The organism is Mesorhizobium sp. M8A.F.Ca.ET.207.01.1.1, from assembly GCF_004794715.1.
Classification (GTDB): domain Bacteria; phylum Pseudomonadota; class Alphaproteobacteria; order Rhizobiales; family Rhizobiaceae; genus Mesorhizobium.
The window spans coordinates 473,460-486,801 of record NZ_SRUS01000005.1 but is presented as its reverse complement, the minus strand read 5'-3'; the positions used below and the strand labels follow the sequence as shown (position 1 = coordinate 486,801).

General features: G+C 63.5%; 14 protein-coding genes. 6 read left to right on the top strand and 8 right to left on the bottom strand.

Annotated elements, in window-relative coordinates:
* Positions 1-21 precede the first annotated feature (21 nt).
* The 6 genes from EN850_RS17795 to EN850_RS17770 all read right to left on the bottom strand — a co-directional run bounded on the left by EN850_RS17795 (position 22) and on the right by EN850_RS17770 (position 5,334).
* Positions 22-540, bottom strand: a complete 519-nt coding sequence (locus EN850_RS17795; protein ID WP_127281179.1) for a ferritin-like domain-containing protein — start codon at positions 538-540, stop codon at positions 22-24.
* A gap of 137 nt (positions 541-677) precedes the next feature.
* Positions 678-1,679, bottom strand: coding sequence for an ATP-dependent DNA ligase (locus EN850_RS17790; RefSeq protein WP_136091914.1), 1,002 nt, complete (start codon positions 1,677-1,679; stop codon positions 678-680).
* Between the two features lie 8 nt (positions 1,680-1,687).
* Positions 1,688-2,005 carry a hypothetical protein gene (locus EN850_RS17785; protein ID WP_023771230.1) on the bottom strand — a complete coding sequence of 106 codons (318 nt, stop codon included), beginning with the start codon at positions 2,003-2,005 and terminating at the stop codon, positions 1,688-1,690.
* A gap of 107 nt (positions 2,006-2,112) precedes the next feature.
* Positions 2,113-3,825 carry an HAD-IIB family hydrolase gene (locus tag EN850_RS17780; protein WP_136091913.1) on the bottom strand — a complete coding sequence of 571 codons (1,713 nt, stop codon included), beginning with the start codon at positions 3,823-3,825 and terminating at the stop codon, positions 2,113-2,115.
* A 10-nt stretch (positions 3,826-3,835) separates the two neighbouring features.
* Positions 3,836-4,807 (bottom strand): SDR family oxidoreductase, encoded by a 972-nt coding sequence (locus EN850_RS17775; RefSeq protein ID WP_136091912.1) that lies wholly within the window; start codon positions 4,805-4,807, stop codon positions 3,836-3,838.
* A gap of 92 nt (positions 4,808-4,899) precedes the next feature.
* Positions 4,900-5,334 carry a hypothetical protein gene (locus EN850_RS17770; protein ID WP_245464446.1) on the bottom strand — a complete coding sequence of 145 codons (435 nt, stop codon included), beginning with the start codon at positions 5,332-5,334 and terminating at the stop codon, positions 4,900-4,902.
* A gap of 74 nt (positions 5,335-5,408) precedes the next feature.
* Between EN850_RS17770 and EN850_RS17765 the strand changes: the two genes are divergently transcribed.
* From EN850_RS17765 to fghA, 6 genes are all read left to right on the top strand, one after another.
* Positions 5,409-5,699: a metalloregulator ArsR/SmtB family transcription factor gene (locus EN850_RS17765; protein ID WP_127279601.1), complete on the top strand. Its 291-nt coding sequence runs from the start codon at positions 5,409-5,411 to the stop codon at positions 5,697-5,699.
* A gap of 33 nt (positions 5,700-5,732) precedes the next feature.
* On the top strand, positions 5,733-6,848 hold the full coding sequence (locus tag EN850_RS17760; RefSeq protein WP_136091911.1) for an alkene reductase: 1,116 nt from the start codon (positions 5,733-5,735) through the stop codon (positions 6,846-6,848).
* Between the two features lie 92 nt (positions 6,849-6,940).
* A complete protein-coding gene (locus EN850_RS17755; RefSeq protein ID WP_136091910.1) occupies positions 6,941-8,266 on the top strand; it encodes an LLM class flavin-dependent oxidoreductase in 1,326 nt (441 codons plus the stop codon).
* A 25-nt stretch (positions 8,267-8,291) separates the two neighbouring features.
* Positions 8,292-9,311 (top strand): NADP-dependent oxidoreductase, encoded by a 1,020-nt coding sequence (locus EN850_RS17750; protein ID WP_136091909.1) that lies wholly within the window; start codon positions 8,292-8,294, stop codon positions 9,309-9,311.
* 266 nt (positions 9,312-9,577) lie between these two features.
* The gene (gene msuE, locus EN850_RS17740) at positions 9,578-10,138 is read left to right on the top strand and encodes an FMN reductase (protein WP_136091907.1); all 561 of its coding nucleotides are present in this window, start codon (positions 9,578-9,580) and stop codon (positions 10,136-10,138) included.
* A 146-nt stretch (positions 10,139-10,284) separates the two neighbouring features.
* On the top strand, positions 10,285-11,148 hold the full coding sequence (gene fghA, locus EN850_RS17735) for an S-formylglutathione hydrolase (protein ID WP_136091906.1): 864 nt from the start codon (positions 10,285-10,287) through the stop codon (positions 11,146-11,148).
* Positions 11,149-11,381: 233 nt separating this feature from the next.
* Here the strand turns inward: fghA and EN850_RS17730 are convergent, their stop codons facing one another.
* Complete coding sequence (locus EN850_RS17730; protein WP_136091905.1) at positions 11,382-12,314, bottom strand: nucleoside hydrolase; 933 nt, start codon at positions 12,312-12,314, stop codon at positions 11,382-11,384.
* Between the two features lie 11 nt (positions 12,315-12,325).
* Entirely contained in the window at positions 12,326-13,339 is a 1,014-nt protein-coding gene (locus EN850_RS17725; protein ID WP_136091904.1) for a nucleoside hydrolase, read from the bottom strand.
* Between the last annotated feature and the right edge of the window lie 3 nt (positions 13,340-13,342).

Sequence of the window (13,342 nt, the reverse complement as noted above, 5' to 3'; positions counted from 1 at the left end):
CCCGGGGCACAAACTTGCCACCTAGGCGGCCTGTTCCAGGGCACGCTCGTTGACGCCGCCCTCGCCAAGGCTGGAAAGGGCCTCGTCGGTCGCCATCTCCTCCTCGAGGGTCGCGTTGAGGAGGTTGACCACGTCGCCCTTGCCGAGCTGTTCGGCCCAGGCGATCAGCGTGCCGTAGCGCGCGATCTCGTAGTGTTCGACGGCCTGCGCCGCCCCAACCAGCCCGGCGTCCAGCGCGGGGGCGCCCTTGTATTCCTCGAGGATTTCCGAACCCTCCTCGAGGATGCCGTCGATGGCGGGGCAGGTCTTGCCCCGGGCCGGCTTGTCGAGAAGCTCGAAGACCTGTTCGAGGCGATCGACCTGGCCCTCGGTCTCCGCCAGATGTTTCTCGAACGCCGCCGCAAGGTCCTCGGATTCGGCGCCCTTTGCCATTTTCGGCAGCGCCTTCAGGATTTTCTTCTCGGCATAGTAAATGTCCTTCAGCCCGTCGAGGAACAAGGCTTCAAGGCCCTTCGTTGCCGCTTTCTTCGCAGTCGCCATGATTGTCATCTCCAATTGTCGTGAAGCCCACCATCGGTGTAGCTGGGACTCAACTTGCTATCGGGACGGTTGTTCCAGCCGTCTCGCAAAGAGGCTGCCTCCGGCTCGGCCCACGCGCCGCCGCGGGGCGAACTCCCTCACTGGATCTGCCGCATGGTGCACTGGCGCGGCGCCTTGTCCGGCCGCCAGCGCAACAATTTGGTGCCATGCCGGAACCTGTCGCCGGTGACGTGATCGAAGCGGACCTCGACCACCAGTTCCGGCCGCAGGGGTTCCCATTCGCCGCTGCGCTGCGCGCTCCAGCGGCTCGGTCCGCCTGGCGCCTTGCCGGTGAAGCCAGGTCCGCCACGCAGCTTTTCCAGCTTTCGGGTGACGCCGGCCCGGTCGTCCCTGCCGATGGTCGAGGTAAAGCCGACATGGTTGAGTTTGCCGCTCTCCTCGTAGAGGCCGAGCAGGAGCGAGCCGACCTCCTTGCTGCCGGCCAGATAGCGAAATCCGCCTACCACGCAGTCGGCCGTACGCAACCGTTTGACCTTGACCATCGCGCGTTCGCCAGGCCGGTAGGGGTCGGCCAGCAATTTGGCGACGACGCCATCGGTGGGGCCGTGGCCGGCCCCTTCCAGCCAGCGCCTGGCGGCCGCCGGATCGGTCGCGCTGGGCGAGAGCCGCAAGCCGGGTTTGGCGCTATCCCGAACGAAGCCTTCGACCGCCCGGCGGCGGCTCGACAACGGTTCGTCAAGCAGGATCGTCCCGTCCGGCGCAACCGGCATGTCGAACAGGATCAGCCGCGCCGGCGTTTGCACGCTCAGCTTGCGGATACGGCTTTCGGCCGGGTGAAGCCGCATCTGCAGTGCGTCGAAGGAAAGCTGGCCTTCGAGTTCGATGACGATTTCGCCATCGACAACGAAGTTGCGGGCCTCGACCTGCTGCAGCATGGCGACGAGCTCCGGGAAGTAACGGCCGAGAGGTTTGCCGGATTTCGCGCGCAGGTCGACATCCCTGTCGCCTTTGAAGGCGAGGCAGCGAAACCCGTCCCATTTGGGCTCGTATTGCCAAAGGCCTTCGCCTTCCGGGAGGGCATCGGCGGCCTTGGCCTCCATGGGAGGCGTGTCCAGGGGGAGGGCAAACCTGTCCTTCATTGAGCCGTTCAGTGGGCGTGGTGTTCGGCATTCCTCTTGCGCGTCGCCGCCGCCTTCTTTGCCGATTCGGACCGGCTCGCGGCCGATCGGGAAGCCGACGCCTTTCCGCCGCTCTTGCCGCCCTTGTGCGCTGCTGGATGGCCCGTGTGCTTGCCACGCCCGGAGCCGCCTTCCTTCTTGCCGCCACCATCGTCCTTGTTGACCGTTGCCCATGCGCGGCGCTCGGCTTCCTTGTCGGAGACGCCACGCTTCTCATAGCCTTCGGCGATATGGTCGGCCTTGCGTTCCTGCTTGTCGGTGTATTTGGATTTCTCGCCTCGTGGCATGATCGCTACTCCTTCTCGCTGGAGGTTGAACGTTAGGCCGGCGCCCGGGTTCCAACGCGGTCGGCGAACCGCCGTTCCCGGCATCGCCCATGACCGCGGCCTGGCTGCTACTCCTCGGGCGCCGTCGCTGGTGCGGTGTAGCGCCGCCGTACGGCATCGAGCACCCGTTTGCGGCTCTCTTCCGCCGAAAGCTTCCTGTCGTTTTCCGCCTCGGCGGTTTCGCGGGCGAGGTCCTTGTCCCTGATCTGGTGGCGGAACCATTTCGAATAGTCGCCCGCGCGCAGATGGAACTCCCAGGTCTTGTCGTCTATGCCTTCGGCCATCTGGGCAAAGATCATCAGATTATGGGCCCTCAGGTTCATTGCATCGTCGGGACCGCGGAAATAGAAGCTGCCGGTCTCATCGAGTTGGCCCTCGGCATATTTGCGGCTGTGGCGCTTGAGAGACTGGCGAGGTTCGATCACCTTGACCGTCGTGAGTTTTTTGCGCACCTGCGGCCGCCAGAAAAGAACCCGGTCGCCCTTGGGCGTGGGAATGTCCTTCGGTGGCTCGATGCCGGTCTCGCGGCAGAAGGCCTTCACCACGTCCTTCGCCGTCGGTCCAAGGGCGATAACGGCCGTAACCAGGCGCAGGGCGTCGGTCGAAATCGCTTCGGGATGGACGGTGATCAGGATTGTGCCCGGCAGTTCCAGGGAGAGCACGGAGCGCGTATCGTCGCGGCGCTTCGGAAGAAGATGGTGCGCTTCGTCGATGACCAGCCAATGCGGTCTCGCGGTGCGGCGGCGGAAGCTGCCAAGGCCAGGCAGCAGGTCGGCAAAGAAATCAGGCCGTTCGTTGACACGCAGCGAAAGCCCGTTGACGACGACATTGCTGTCGGCCTTGGCGACCAGATCCAGCACCTGCGCCTTTGTGGGCGCGCTCGATCCGTCCCCCAGCCGAACCGCACCCTCGAGGCCATCATAATCGCCCTCAGGGTCGAAGACGCAAAACTGAAATCGGTTCTCGACGAAGCGTTCCGTCAGCGCGGTGGCCAGGGTGGATTTGCCGATGCCCGAACTGCCGGCGATGAGCACGCTGTCGGTCGGCGACAGATAGATGTCGTCGCCACCTGACGATCCCAGAACAATGCCGTCGTGGCGCCTCGGCACGATCCCATGGTCGCGCTTGATCAGCTTGGCGATCAGTTCCTCGACGCCTTTGCCGCGTGCACCGCGCGTGACCAGGGTTGCGGTGCTCTTGACCGCGGGTATGGCATTGTCGACCGCAACGCTGCAGCCGCAGGCCTGCAGGAAGGCATGATCGTTCTCGGCGTCGCCGATACCCACCACATTATGCGGCGACAGGCGAAGATCCTCGAGCGCGGCAGCCAGCCCGGTGGCTTTGTTGACCCCGCTCGGCAGGATCATCACCGCACCCTTGTTGAAGATGATTTCGAGCTCGAGCCCCATCTTCTTGATGACTTCGAGCACGGTCGCCTGGTGTGGCTCCCAGGTGGCGACGATCGAACGTCCCACCGAAAGTGGCTTCACCCCCTGCTTTTTCAGTCTGGCGACGAATTTGGGCTCCGGCGATAGCGAGATCACCCGCTCCTCCTCGCTCGCCGGGGTGTAGATCAGGGCGCCGTTCTCGGCGACGACCTTGTCGAACAGGCCGACATCGGGAAACACGCGCTTGAGGTCGGGCAGCTCGCGTCCGGTGACCAGAAGCAGTTTACGGCCACTTTTCTTGAACCGCTCCAACGCGGCGAGCGTCTTCTTGGAGACAGCCCCGTCATGCGCGAGCGTCCCGTCATAATCGGTCGCCAAGGCAATGAAATACATTGCGATGACCTCAGTAGCCGCCGACGATCGGCAGGATCTCGCCGGTGATGTAGCTCGAGCAGTGCGGAGAGGCCAGGAACACATAGGCCGGAGCCAGTTCCTCCGGCTGTGCCGGCCGTTTCATCGGCGTGTCCGCGCCGAATTTCGAGACGTCGCCGGCTTGCTTGTCGGACGGATTGAGTGGCGTCCACACCGGGCCAGGCGCGACCGCGTTCACTCTGATGCCCTTGGCGATGAGATTGCCCGAAAGCGCGCGCGTGAAGGCATGGATGCCGCCCTTGGTCATCGAATAGTCGACCAGTTGCTTCGAGCCGTCTATGCCGGTAACCGAACCGGTGTTGACGATCGCCGAGCCCGGCTTCATGTGCGGCACCGCTTCCTGCGCCATATGGAAATAGCCATAGAGATTGGTCTTCAGCGTCGTGTCGAAATGTTCTTCGGTCAGGTCGCCGAAGTCGCTGGAATGGACCTGGAAGGCGGCGTTGTTGACCAGCACGTCGATGCGGCCGAATGTTTTGACCGTGGCCGCCACGGCATCGTGGCAATCCTGCCGTTCGCTGACGTCGGCCTTGATCAGGATGCAGCGTCGACCTTCTTTTTCGACGGCGGATTTCGTCTCTTCGGCGTCCCTGTCCTCGGCCAGGTAGACGATCGCGACATCGGCGCCTTCGCGGGCGAACAATACCGCCACCGCACGACCGATGCCGGAATCGCCGCCGGTGATGAGAGCCACCTTCTCCTCGAGTTTCCTTGATCCGAGATAATAGGGAGCATCGTAGAGCGGGGCAGGTTCGATCGCCGCTTCATGCCCGGGTTTGGCCTGATGTTGCTTGGGGAAGGGCGGCTCGGGATAGGTGCGCGCGCCTGCCTGCATGGCGTGCTCCGCCTTGCCGTTGCGCTTCGATTTGTCCTTGGCATCGACGCCGCGCTGGATATGGCGCTGCTTGGCGGCTTCACCGGCGGTCCGGGATTTCGTCTCCATGGCTGTCTCCTCGGCTGAAGAAAGTTCGCGCGCCAAACCGAAAGGTCAGCGCGACGCATAAGCTTGTCGAAATGTGTCGCCGCCCGTCCGCGTCAGTCCTTGACATAGGCGCCGGGTTGGCGGCCCGATTTTGGAGACTTCGCGTCCTTCGAACGTTCGGAGATCGCCGGGCCCGCACCGGATGTCTTTTCGGTTGCAGGGCTGGGTGTCGCCTTGCCAGGCGGGTTCTGGCCTTCGGACTGATGTGTTTTCTCATTTGTCTGATCCGCCTGTCGCGTGAGCCCCATCCCGCCTGCCGGCGGCTTGTTGCCCGCCGCATCGGGCGAGAAATCGTCGCTCGGATCCGGGCCGGTCCTGGCGGGATACTTCCGTGCGCCGGTTTCATATTCGGTCCTGTCGCGTGCCATGGCTGCCTCCGTGTTTGCCTGAACGCAAAACAGCCGCGGGCCGATCAGGTTCCGAACAAACGCCTTTGAACCGCCATGCAGGCTGTGCCGCCAGGGCAAGTGTTTCGCATCGGTCGCCAAAAACAGAATGTCGTTCCTTACGGATCGCATAGGTGCGATATAAATATCGGCTACTGGCGATATACGGGGAATTCATGGATCACGATGCCATCCTGAAGGCGTTGGCCCATCCGGTTCGGCGCCAAATGTTGAACTGGTTGAAAGAGCCGGAAATGCATTTCACGAGCCAGGAACATCCACTGGCCATGGGCGTTTGCGCGGGGCAGTTCGAACGTTGCGGTCTGTCGCAATCAACCGTGTCGGCCCATCTCGCCACGCTTTCATCGGCGGATCTGGTGACCACACGCCGCCTTGGTCAATGGGTCTTCTACAGGCGGAACGACGAAACGATCGCCGCTTTCCGCGCTTCGCTCTCCGATATCTGAACCTGCATTTGCTTGAGTATGAAAGGCCTTCCGATGACCACACTTTTCGACCCGATAGCGGCCGGCGACCTCGCCCTCGCCAACCGCATCGTCATGGCGCCGCTGACGCGCAATCGCTCGCCGAATGCGGTTCCAGGGGATCTGTCCGTCACCTATTACCGCCAGCGTGCCACCGCGGGCCTGATCGTGACCGAAGCGACCGCGATCACTCATCAGGGCCAGGGCTATGCGAACGTGCCGGGTCTTTACGCGCCAGAACAGCTCGCCGGGTGGAAGAAGGTCACCGACGCAGTGCACGCCGAAGGCGGCAAGATCGTCGTTCAGCTCTGGCATGTGGGTCGGATTTCCCACACATCGCTGCAGCCGGGAGGCGGCATGCCAGTTGCGCCGTCGGCGATCCGCGCGAAGTCGAAGACGTTCCTGGTCGCAGCCGACGGCAGCGGCAGCTTTGCCGAGACGTCCGAGCCGCGGGCGCTGGAGGAAGGCGAGATCCAGGGCATCGTGCAGGATTTTCGGCGCGCCGCGAAAGCGGCTATCGAGGTCGCCGGTTTCGATGGCGTCGAGATCCACGGCGCCAATGGCTATCTTCTTGACCAGTTCCTGCGTTCGGGCAGCAACCATCGTACCGACGCCTATGGCGGTTCGATCGAAAACCGTGCCCGCTTCCTGTTCGAGGTGGTGGAGGCGGTCGTCGATGAAGTCGGCGCCGGCCGGACCGGCATCCGGCTCTCGCCGGTGACACCGGCCAATGACTCCTCCGACCCCGAACCCCAGCCCTTGTTCGAACACGTGGCCAGGGAACTCGGCCGCTATGGATTGGCCTATGTCCACGTCATCGAAGGCGCGACGGGTGGAGCGCGAGATTTTCAGCAGGGCGAGCGGCCGTTCGACTACGCCTCCTTCAAGGCCGCCTATCGCGATGCGGGCGGCGGCGGCGCCTGGCTGGTCAACAATGGCTATGACGGGGAACTCGCGGAAGCCGCGGTGCGGTCCGGGCGTGCCGACCTGGTTGCATTCGGCAAATTGTTTATCGCCAATCCGGATCTCGTCCGCAGATTGCGGGGCGGCACCGCGTTGAACGCACCGGACAGCAATACATTCTACGGCGGCAGTTCGAAGGGATATACGGATTATCCGACGGCGGCCTGACAGTTGGAGCGGTTCGGCGATTGTGTGAAACGCCGAACCGCCCCGCCTGTCGCAGCGATGGATTGAACAATGCCGCTCGGGATGCCTTGCCCATGACAGACAAAAAGCAGTTGCGGCTCGGCGCGTTCATGCGCCCGGTCAGTTTGCACACAGGCGCCTGGCGTTATCCCGGCGCCTATCCGGATGCCAATTTCAACTTTGCCCATTTGAAGCGCTTCGCCCAGACGCTGGAGGCGGCGAAGTTCGACGCCTTCTTCATGGCCGACCATCTGGCCGTGCTAAACATGCCGATCGAAGCGCTGCGGCGCAGCCATACGGTGACGTCGTTCGAGCCATTCACCTTGCTGTCGGCGCTGGCCGCCGTCACCGATCATATCGGGCTGGTCGCCACGGCATCGACGACCTTCGACGCGCCCTATCATGTCGCGCGCCGCTTCGCCTCGCTCGACCATATCAGCGGCGGCCGCGCCGGCTGGAATATCGTCACCACATCCAATCCTGACGCGGCGCTGAACTTCGGTCTCGACGAACATGTCGAGCATGACGAGCGCTACCGGCGGGCGCGGGAATTCCACGATGTCGTGACCGGGCTGTGGGACAGCTTCGCCGACGACGCCTTCATCCGCGATCCCGAGAGCGGGCTTTATTTCGACCCGGCCCGGCTGCATGTGCTGGATCACAAGGGCGAGCATCTTTCGGTGCGGGGCCCCCTCAACATCGCCCGCCCGGTGCAGGGCTGGCCGGTCATTGTCCAGGCCGGCGCGTCGGAAGCCGGGCGGCAGCTGGCGGCCGAGACCGCGGAAGTCATCTTCGCCGCCCATGCCGACCTCGCCGCCGGCCAGCGTTTCTTTGCCGACGTCAAGGGCCGGGCGCAGAAACTCGGCCGCTCGCGCGACGACATCAAGATCCTGCCTGGAGCCTTCGTCATCGTCGGCGACAGCGTCGAGGAAGCGCAGGCCAAGCGGGCCAGGCTCGACAATCTCGTCTACTACGAAAGCGGCATCGCCTCGCTGTCTGTCGCGCTGGGGCATGATGCATCCGGCTTCGACCCGGATGCCGCCTTGCCGGAAATCCCCGAAACCAATGCCAGCAGGAGCGGCCGCGAGCGCGTCATCGAGCTGGCGCGTCAGGAGAAGCTCACCGTCAGGCAGCTCGCGCAAAGGCTGGGTGGCTATTCCGGCCTGGCCTTCGTCGGCACGCCAGGGACCATCGCCGACGAAATGGAGGAATGGCTTGTCGCCGAAGGCTCCGACGGGTTCAATGTCATGTTTCCCTATCTGCCTGCCGGGCTTGACGATTTCGTCGGAAAGGTTGTGCCCGAACTGCAGCGGCGGGGCATATTCAGGCGGCAATATGAAGGATCGACGCTGCGTGAGAATCTCGGCCTGAAACGGCCTCCCAACCGGTTCTTCGCTTAGAACGTCTGTCGAGAGGAGCCAGGCAATGTCGACGCTGACCAACACCCGCATCGTGCTTGCGGCGCGGCCGCAGGGCCGGCCGGAACAAAGCGATTTCCGCGTCGAGACCGTTGCTGTCGGTGAGCCGGGGGAGGGCGAACTGCTGCTGCAGATACTCTATCTGTCGCTTGATCCCTATATGCGCGGCCGCATGAACGCGACCAGGTCGTATGCGAAGCCGGTCGAGATCGACGGCGTGATGGAAGGCGGCACCGTTGCGCGTGTCGTCAGATCCCGCCATGCCGGCTTCGACGAGGGCGATATCGTGCTGTCTCACTCGGGATGGCAGAGCTTTGCCCTGTCCGACGGCATCGGGCTGCGCAAGCTCGATGCCGCGGCGGCGCCTGTCACCACCGCGCTCGGAGTGCTTGGCATGCCTGGCTTCACCGCCTATGCCGGCCTGCTTACCATAGGACGGCCACGGGCCGGAGAGACCGTGGTCGTGGCGGCCGCCAGCGGCGCGGTCGGATCGGCGGTCGGCCAGATCGCGCGCATCAAGGGCGCCCGTGCCGTCGGCATTGCCGGCGGCGCCGAAAAATGTGCTTTCGTGCGCGAGGAGCTCGGCTTCGACGCGGTCGTCGATCACCGCGCCGAAGATTTCGCCGAGCAATTGAAGGCAGCCTGCCCCGACGGCGTGGACGTCTACTTCGAGAATGTCGGCGGTCCTGTCTGGGACGCGGTGTTTCCGCTGCTCAACGAGTTCGCGCGCGTTCCTGTCTGCGGGTTGATCGCGCAGTACAACATCCCTGCCGATTCCGGCGCCGACCGGCTGCCGGTGCTGATGCAGCAAGTGCTGCATCGCAGCTTGACGATCAGGGGCTTCATCCAGCGCGAATTTGTCGACCAACGCCCGGCCTTCTATCGCGAGATGGCCGAATGGATAGCGTCCGGGCGTGTGCGCTACCGGGAGGATATCGTGGACGGCATCGAGAATGCGCCGCGGGCCTTTCTTGGGCTTCTCGAGGGAAAGAATTTCGGCAAGCTCATCGTTCGGGTCGCGGGATAGTCATTTCCGGGATTGGGCCAATTCGAAAGGCAGCCTTTCAGGGATGAGAGCATGGCAATGCGGTTCCGCGCCTGCCGCCGCTTCGTCCTCCGCCCGCGCCTCGCCAGGCACCGCCATGCTTCTTCTTCAGGGGTGGCTCGCATGAAGAAAAATCTTCTCCGATTTCGTCCAACGGCGACCGTCAATTCCTTTCGTTCAGCAGCAATGTCTATAAAAACTATGGACATTCTGGCAGACCGGTTCGAACAGATCACAGGGCATCCATCATGACCAATCCGGCCATTGTCGGCTTCTCCGGCAATTTCACGCGGCCCTCCAAGACCCGCGGTTTCGTGGACCATATCGTGACGGAGATCGCCGGGCGATACGGCCTCACCGCCAGCACCCATGACATCGTCGATCTCGGCCCCAGCCTCGGCAATGCCAAAGGGACGCGCGACCTTGACGAACGGGCTCGCGCCATCCTCGAACGGATCCTGGCCGCCGATGTCCTGGTGGTCGGCTCGCCCACCTACAAGGGCAGCTATACCGGTCTGTTCAAACATTTCTTCGATCTCGTCGATCCGGCGGCCCTCAGGGGCAAGCCGGTGCTGCTGGCGGCGACCGGCGGCGGCGATCGCCATGCGCTGATCGTCGAGCATCAGTTGCGGCCGCTGTTCGGCTTCTTCGAAGCCTTTGCGCTGCCGACGGCCGTCTATGCGTCGGAGAAGGATTTCGTAGACGGCGTGCTGGCATCCGAAGCGATCCGGTCCCGCGTCGGCCTTGCGGTGGACGATGTCGGCCTGGCGCTGTTCGGCCGGCAGCGCGCCAGGATCGCCGCCGAATAGCGCTCCGCGAGATCTCCAACACTGCTCTTGAGGTGCCGGCGATCGATCGCACCGGCCCGAGACCGATATCCAACCCGCCGAGGTTGCCGTGGTTGCGGCCGATGCCGTAGACAAGCGGCGGTGAGTCCTGTTGGCGGAGAAGAAGCATGTCGGATCGGATGAAAACCATCTCCACCGCGAGGTCGCATGGCGGCGTGCAGGGCGTCTATTCCCATGCCTCGGACGCCTGTGCCTGCGACATGACTTTTGCCGTCTTCGTGCCGCCACAGGCCCGTGACAGGCCGTGCCCTGTCGTCTGGTATCTCTCCGGCCTCACCTGCACCCATGCCAACGTCATGGACAAGGGCGAGTACAGGCGCATGGCCGCCGAGCTTGGCCTGATTGTCGTCTGTCCCGACACCAGTCCGCGCGGCGCCGATGTTCCCGACGAGAAGGACAATTGGCAGTTCGGCTGCGGCGCCGGTTTCTATCTCGATGCGACGCAAGCACCCTACGCCAGCAATTATCGCATGTATTCCTATGTCTCAGAGGAATTGCCGGCGCTTATCGCGGCGGAATTTCCGGCCGACATGACGCGTCAGGCGATCTTCGGCCACTCGATGGGCGGCCATGGCGCATTGACGATAGCACTGAAGAACCCCGAGCGCTTCAGGAGCTGCTCGGCCTTCGCGCCGATCGTGCAGCCCGGCACCGCCGGCTGGTCGAAGCCGGCCTTCGAAAAATATCTCGGTGCGGACGAGAAATCATGGCGGAGCTACGATGCCACCTTGCTCATCGAGGATGGCCACCGCTTCCCCGAGTTCCTCGTCGATCAGGGGACCGCGGATGGATTTCTCGATGACGGGCTGAAGCCCTGGCTCCTGGAAGCAGCTTGCGCCAAGGCCGGCATTGCGCTGACGCTGCGCATGCAGGACGGCTACGATCACTCGTATTTCTTCATTTCGACATTCATGGACGACCATCTGAGATGGCACGCCCAAAGATTGTCCGACGCCAAAGCCGCGGCATAGGGCTTTTTTGCTGTTCGGTCCGCGACCCGGCAATCCGCCGGGCGGCGAGAGCCCTTCCTCGTGGTCCCCAGACCGGTTCGGCGTTAGAGCAATTCCAGGAAAAGTGTGAGCGGTTTTCCGTCAGGAATTGCGTTAAAACAAAGAGTTAGAGCATTTCACCGTTTCCGTGAAACGGTGAAATGCTCTAGGCAATCCCGGACGGAAAACCGCTACGCACTTTTCCCTGAATTGCTCTAATCCCGCAGCAGGTCGAACATAAGCTTGAAGAAACGGTCCGCGTCGACTTCGTGGGCGATGCGGGCATTGTCCTTTTCACCGCGCTCGCCCCAGAAATCGGCAACCGTCGCGCCAAATGCATAGGTTCCCGACAGATCGACGCCGATATGGGCCGGACGCGTGCGCACCAGCGTCGGGTCGATGGCGAGCGCCAGCGCCAACGGATCGTGCATGGCGCCGCCGACGCCCATCGAGTTGCGGTGCAGCTTCTCGTAAAACAGCAGCCAGTCGTTGACGAGCTTGCCGAGCGGCGTGTCGATCGTGGCGAGTTCGGCATATTGCGGCGCCTCGATCAGCACCTGCATGGTGACATCGAGGCCGACCATCAGGATCGGCACGCCGCTGTCCAGCACGATCTTCAGCGCTTCCGGGTCGCAGAAGGCATTGAACTCCGTCGGCGTGATGATCTCGCTCTTGCGGTAGAAGACACCGCCCATCCAGATCAATTCCTTGATCTTGGGCAGCACGTCGCGATGCTTGAGGATCAGGAGGCCGATATTGGTCAGCGGTCCCGTGGCGACGACCAGGATCGGCTCGGGCGCGGCGCGAAGCTTGTCGGCCAGGAAATCGACGGCGTGCCGGTCGACCGGCTTGATCGTGGCTTGCGGCAAATAGGGCGAGCCCTCGAGGCCGCTCGGGCCGTCGGCGGTGCCGAGCACCAGCGGCCGCGCCAGGGGACGGTGACACCCTTGAGCGACCGGCACGTCGCCGGCGCCGATATATTCCAGGATGCGCAAGGCGTTGGCGGTCGTCTTCTCGACTTCGGCATTGCCGCACGTCGTGGTGACGCCGATGAGGTCGATGGCCGGCGAGCGATGCGCCATGACCAGCGCGATGGCGTCGTCGTGGCCAGGGTCGCAGTCGAACAGGATGGGAGTTGCAATGGTCATTTTGTCGGTCCTCACGCCGCTTGTTCGTAGCGCGCGATGGTTTGCTTGAAGATGTTCAGGAAGCGGCGCCCGTCGAGATCGGTGCAGATGCGCGTGGTCCTGGGTCCGCCGCCCGGGAGCAATTGCCGGCCGCGATGGGCAACCGTCTGTCCGCGTGCGAGGCGCCCGTCCAGCACGACGTCGACGAAGAGTGGCTCGGTCATCGTGGCAAGCGCCGGGTCGAAGGCCAGCGCCACGGTGATCACGTCATCCATCGGGAAGCCGACGAGATCGAAGAATTCGCGCCAGATGTCGATGTAGATCGGAAAGCTGTCGGCGATCATCTCGAAGACAGGATTCTTTCGGGCAACGGCCCGCATGTCGGCAAGGTCGTCGCGCGTCAGCATCGAGGCGGCGACGCGGTTGTCCTCGCAGATGTCGAGCGGCACCAGAATCTTGTCGACCTCGGCGTTGAGCACGATGCGCGAAGCCTCCGGATCGGCCCAGATATTGTATTCCGACAGCGGCGTGATGTTGCCGGGCGTCTGGAAGTTGCCGCCCAGCACCAGCAGGCGCTTCAGCGCCGCCGTCAGACGCGGCTCCTGCAGCAGAGCCATCGCCGCATTGGTGAGTGGTCCGGTCGTCACCAGCGTGATCTCACCTGGATTGGCCATCACCGTATCGATGATGAAATCGACCGCGTGTCCCGGCGTAGCCGGGCGTGAGGGAGGCGGCGCCGGCGGATTGAATTTCTTCAGCCGGTCGCCGAAGCGGGCAACGAGCCGTTTCTCGAAATGGACCGGCGCTTCCATGTCGGCCTTGGAATTGCCGACGATCGGTCGCCACGCGCCGGCATGAACGGGGATGTCGTCGCGCCCGGCAAGCGTCAGCGTGTTGAGGACGACATTGGTGACCTGCTCGATCGGGCCCGCCGCGCCGGTCACGGTGGTCACGCCTTCGAGCCGGACATTGGGGTGAGCCGCGGCAAACAGCACGGCCAGAATGTCGTCGCCGGCAGAATCCACGTCGAGGATTATGCGTTCCATGAG